At 51.1% G+C, this 4,499-nt stretch carries 3 protein-coding genes and 1 pseudogene; all 4 read left to right on the top strand.

The window, feature by feature from the left end:
• A pseudogene (locus DRI82_RS23585) lies at window positions 1–281 on the top strand (ISNCY family transposase); the annotation flags it as partial.
• 68 nt (window positions 282–349) lie between these two features.
• Complete coding sequence (locus tag DRI82_RS23580) at window positions 350–571, top strand: RpnC/YadD family protein (protein ID WP_211317713.1); 222 nt, start codon at window positions 350–352, stop codon at window positions 569–571.
• Window positions 572–1,220: 649 nt separating this feature from the next.
• Window positions 1,221–2,720 (top strand): PTS cellobiose/arbutin/salicin transporter subunit IIBC, encoded by a 1,500-nt coding sequence (ascF, locus tag DRI82_RS23575; RefSeq protein ID WP_114196314.1) that lies wholly within the window; start codon window positions 1,221–1,223, stop codon window positions 2,718–2,720.
• Window positions 2,721–2,800: 80 nt separating this feature from the next.
• On the top strand, window positions 2,801–4,231 hold the full coding sequence (locus DRI82_RS23570) for a 6-phospho-beta-glucosidase (protein WP_114196313.1): 1,431 nt from the start codon (window positions 2,801–2,803) through the stop codon (window positions 4,229–4,231).
• Window positions 4,232–4,499: the final 268 nt, after the last annotated feature.

Here is a 4,499-nt window from a genome sequence, read left to right as displayed (position 1 = left end):
TGGCATCACGAGTGCCGCAGCACGAGGAGGTTCTGATGACCATTGCTGAAAAATTACGTCTTGAGGGCGAACAACGCGGAATCCAGAAAGGTATGCAGCTCGGTGAGCTAAAAGGACGCGAGGAAGGTATGCAACTCGGTGAGCAGAAAGGACGCGAGGAAGGATTGCTTCTCGGTAAACTCGATGTTGCCCGAAGCCTGTTGAAAATGGGAATGTCACGCGATGCTGTTCTTGAAGCAACCGGTCTTTCCGAAGACGAACTGGCACAGATTCGCCATTAGGTATTTGCGAGTCAGCATTCGCTAAACTGACTCCGATTCTTTCTCGACGGCAGCACGAGGAGGTTCTGATGACCATTGCTGAAAAATTACGTCTTGAAGGCGAACAACGCGGAATCCAGAAAGGTATGCAGCTCGGTGAGCTAAAAGGACGTGAGGAAGGACGCGAGGAAGGATTGCTTCTCGGTAAACTTGATGTTGCCCAAAGCCTGTTGAAAATGGGAATGTCACGCGATGCTGTTCTTGAAGCAACCGGTCTTTCCGAAGACGAACTGGCACAGATTCGCCATTAGGTATTTGCGAGTCAGCATTCGCTAAACTGACTCCGATTCTTTCTCGACGGCAGCGCAAGGCCAATCTTTTTTCTTTGTGCTGCCGAATCACTTCTTATCTTATATCAACAGTGACGCTTTCACTCTGACAGATATCCACATCCATCATCGGTTACCCATCGCAAAACCTGCAACACATAAAACTGGCAAAGTGCCTTGCTAAAATTCATCTCCGATATGACTCACTCATAGTTGTATTTAATTTCGGGCACAGGTGATTACATCAAAATCAACCTCCTTCATAAGCCCTCCCAACCCGCTGTAAAGTACAAAAAAAACATTTAGTGGGGTTTTAATGTGATCTGCTTTGCAATTTTTTCTAAATTTGTCGTCTCGGTCTTGTTAATTCGACAGATAACGAGACAATCTCTCCGCTCAACGTTACCCGTAACATCCATTGTGTGAATGACAGGCATAAAGGCGCGAAATAGGCGAGACCTCTCTTCACCAGGAGTCTTGCTGCCAGACGAGCGATCGCACGCTCGGAGCTGCATGCTCTGGACTGCGGTGGTTCCCAAGGTTTTTCCTACGGCGACAGACGTTAATTTGAGAACTGACAACGACCGTGCTAGCAGGGTCAAGACTAAAATGATGAGTTAGGGATGCGGCAATGGCAAAAGATTATGCACCAATTTCAAAATCGATAGTGGATCAGTTAGGCGGGATCTCGAACATCGCCGCCGTTACGCATTGCATGACACGCCTGCGGTTCGTGGTCAAAGATGAAAGTAAAATCAACGCACCTGCAATCAAGGCCATCAGTGGCGTGATGGGCGTGGTACATAACGGTGACAAATGTCAGGTCATTATCGGTAACAATGTCTCTTATGCCTACAAAGAGGTGCTGAAGCTGGGTGATTTCGGTGACGACAGCCTCGTCGCCCAAGGTAAAAAGAGAGTAAAACTGACGCCAAGGGTCATTGGTGCGGGCATTCTGGACGCGCTGATTGGCACCATGTCACCCTTGATTCCGGCCATTATTGGCGGTTCGATGGTCAAACTGCTGGCGATGGTTCTGAACATGTTTGGCGTGTTCGAAACCGGTTCATCCACGTTGATTATCCTCAATACGATCGGTGACGGCGCGTTCTTCTTCCTGCCAGTGATGGTTGCTGCCTCGGCCTCCATTAAATTCAAAACCAACATGTCATTGGCGATTGCCATCGCTGGTGTACTGATTCACCCGAACTTTATTGATTTGATGGCGAAAGCGGCGCAAGGAACCGAGGTGACGTTCTCCATGATCCCGGTGGCCTCGGTGAAATATACCTATACGGTTATTCCGGCGCTGTGTATGACCTGGATCCTGTCGTATATCGAAAGGGGCGTGGATCGTATCACCCCGGCGGTGACCAAGAACTTCCTCAAACCGATGCTGATCGTGTTAATTGCGGCACCTATCGCCATTATCATTATCGGCCCGGTCGGGATCTGGATCGGTACCGGGATCTCCGCTCTGGTCTACACCATTCATAACAGTCTTGGCTGGCTGGCCGTGGCGATTATGGGCGGATTGTGGCCGTTGCTGGTGATGACCGGGATGCATCGGGTATTTACGCCAACCATCATCCAGACTATTGCCGAAACGGGCAAAGAAGGGATGGTTATGCCTTCTGAAATCGGTGCAAACCTTTCCTTGGGTGGATCGTCACTGGCGGTGGCATTCAAAACCAAAAACAGTGAATTACGCCAAACTGCACTGGCGGCAGCGGCCTCCGCGATTGTGGCCGGTATTTCCGAACCCGCGTTGTATGGTGTGGCGGTTCGCCTGAAACGCCCATTGATTGCCAGTTTGATCAGTGGTTTTATTTGCGGTGCCGTTGCCGGCTTGGGCGGACTGGCGAGTCACTCCATGGCGTCGCCAGGTCTGTTCACCAGCGTACAGTTCTTTGACGCCAATAATCCGATGAGCATTGTTTGGGTGGTGGGGGTGATGATCCTGTCGGTAGTACTCTCCTTTGTTTTAACCTTGATTCTGGGATTCGAGGATATTCCATCGGAACCCGATACCAGCCAGCCAAAGAGTACGGATGACAATGTACTCGCCACGCAGGCAGTGGCGAAAGTGGTTGACCTGACAAAACCCCTCACGACACAAGCCCGGCAGTAGCAACCGAGATAACCGCCCGTCAGCGTGCTAGCGCCGGACGGGCAAAGCAGACATAAGCGACAGAGCAGGTGGACGACTATATGGCCGATGCCAAATTTCCAGACGATTTTTTATGGGGCGGCGCAATCGCTGCCAATCAGGCCGAAGGCGCATATCTTGCAGACGGTAAAGGGCTGACCACGGTTGATGTTATCCCACATGGCAAAAACCGGATGCCCATCAAGCTCGGATTGATTGAGAGCGTAACGCTGGACGAAAACGAATATTATCCCAGCCATCAGGCGATTGATTTTTATCATCGCTACAAGGAAGACATCGCGCTGTTGGCTGAGATGGGCTTTACGGTTTTCAGAACCTCGATCGCCTGGAGCCGCATTTTCCCCAAAGGAGATGAGCGCCAACCTAATCAGGCCGGGCTCCAATTCTACCGCGACATGTTTTTGGAATGTAAAAAATACGGTATCGAACCGTTGGTCACGCTGTGTCATTTTGACGTGCCGTTGCACCTGGTCACCGAGTACGGCTCATGGCGCAGCCGGAAAATGATCGATTTCTTTGCGCATTACGCCAAAACCTGTTTTGAAGCCTTTGACGGTCTGGTGAAATACTGGCTCACATTCAATGAGATCAATATCTTGTTGCACAGCCCGTTTTCCGGTGCCGGTTTGCAATTCAAAGAGGGGGAAAACAAGGAGCAGGTCAAATATCAGGCGGCGCATCACGAACTGGTCGCCAGCGCGCTGGTCACCCGAATCGCCCACGAGATCAATCCAGAAAACCAGATCGGTTGCATGTTGGCGGGGGGAAATTTCTACCCTTATTCCTGCAAGCCGGAGGATGTCTGGACCGCGCTGGAAAAAGATCGTGAAAACCTGTTCTTCATCGACGTACAAGCGCGCGGTGCTTACCCCGCCTATGCGGCGAAAATATTCCGCGAGAAGCAGGTGGCTCTGGAGGTAGAAGAGGGTGACAACGAGATCCTCAAGCATACCGTGGATTTTGTTTCGTTCAGTTATTACGCGTCGCGCTGCGCTGCCGCGGATATGAACGAAAAAAACACCAGCGCCGCCAACGTCGTGAAATCGCTGAAAAACCCGTACCTGCAAGTCAGCGACTGGGGATGGGGAATCGATCCTCTCGGGCTGCGGATAGCGATGAATACGCTGCACGATCGCTACCAGAAACCACTGTTCCTGGTCGAAAACGGATTAGGCGCGAAAGATACCGTCGAAGCCAACGGCGAGATCAATGACGACTATCGTATCGCGTATCTCCGTGAACACATCAAGGCCATGAAAGACGCGATCGCCGACGGCATACCATTGATGGGTTACACCTCGTGGGGCTGCATCGATTTGGTCGCGGCGTCTACCGGTGAAATGGGCAAACGTTATGGTTTTATCTACGTCGATCGCGACGATGCCGGCCACGGCACGCTGCAACGCACCCGCAAAAAATCCTTCTACTGGTATAAAAAAGTGATCGCGACGAACGGTGAGTCGCTGGATTAGGTAGATTGTCCAGCACATAAAGCGCCAGAGCATAGCTTCCCATCGAGACCTTTGGATCACCCGCGTCCAGCCTGTTGAGTGTGACACTGGTGATCCCAAGGCGTTGAGCTATCAGCGTGGTTATTAGCGTGGTTATTGTATGCAAGCCTCGGAACAGGCTGCATATTAACAAATTGCTGCTTGTGATAAAGTTCCTCCAGGCAATTTTGGACAGTGACCCGCCATGAGAAAAAATACTACACCGACCTTGCATGACGCGGTATTCAAA

It is taken from the genome of Edaphovirga cremea (assembly GCF_003332275.1).
GTDB lineage: Bacteria > Pseudomonadota > Gammaproteobacteria > Enterobacterales > Enterobacteriaceae > Edaphovirga > Edaphovirga cremea.
Note: the sequence above shows the minus strand (reverse complement) of the source record. Positions and strands in the feature narration are given on the sequence as shown.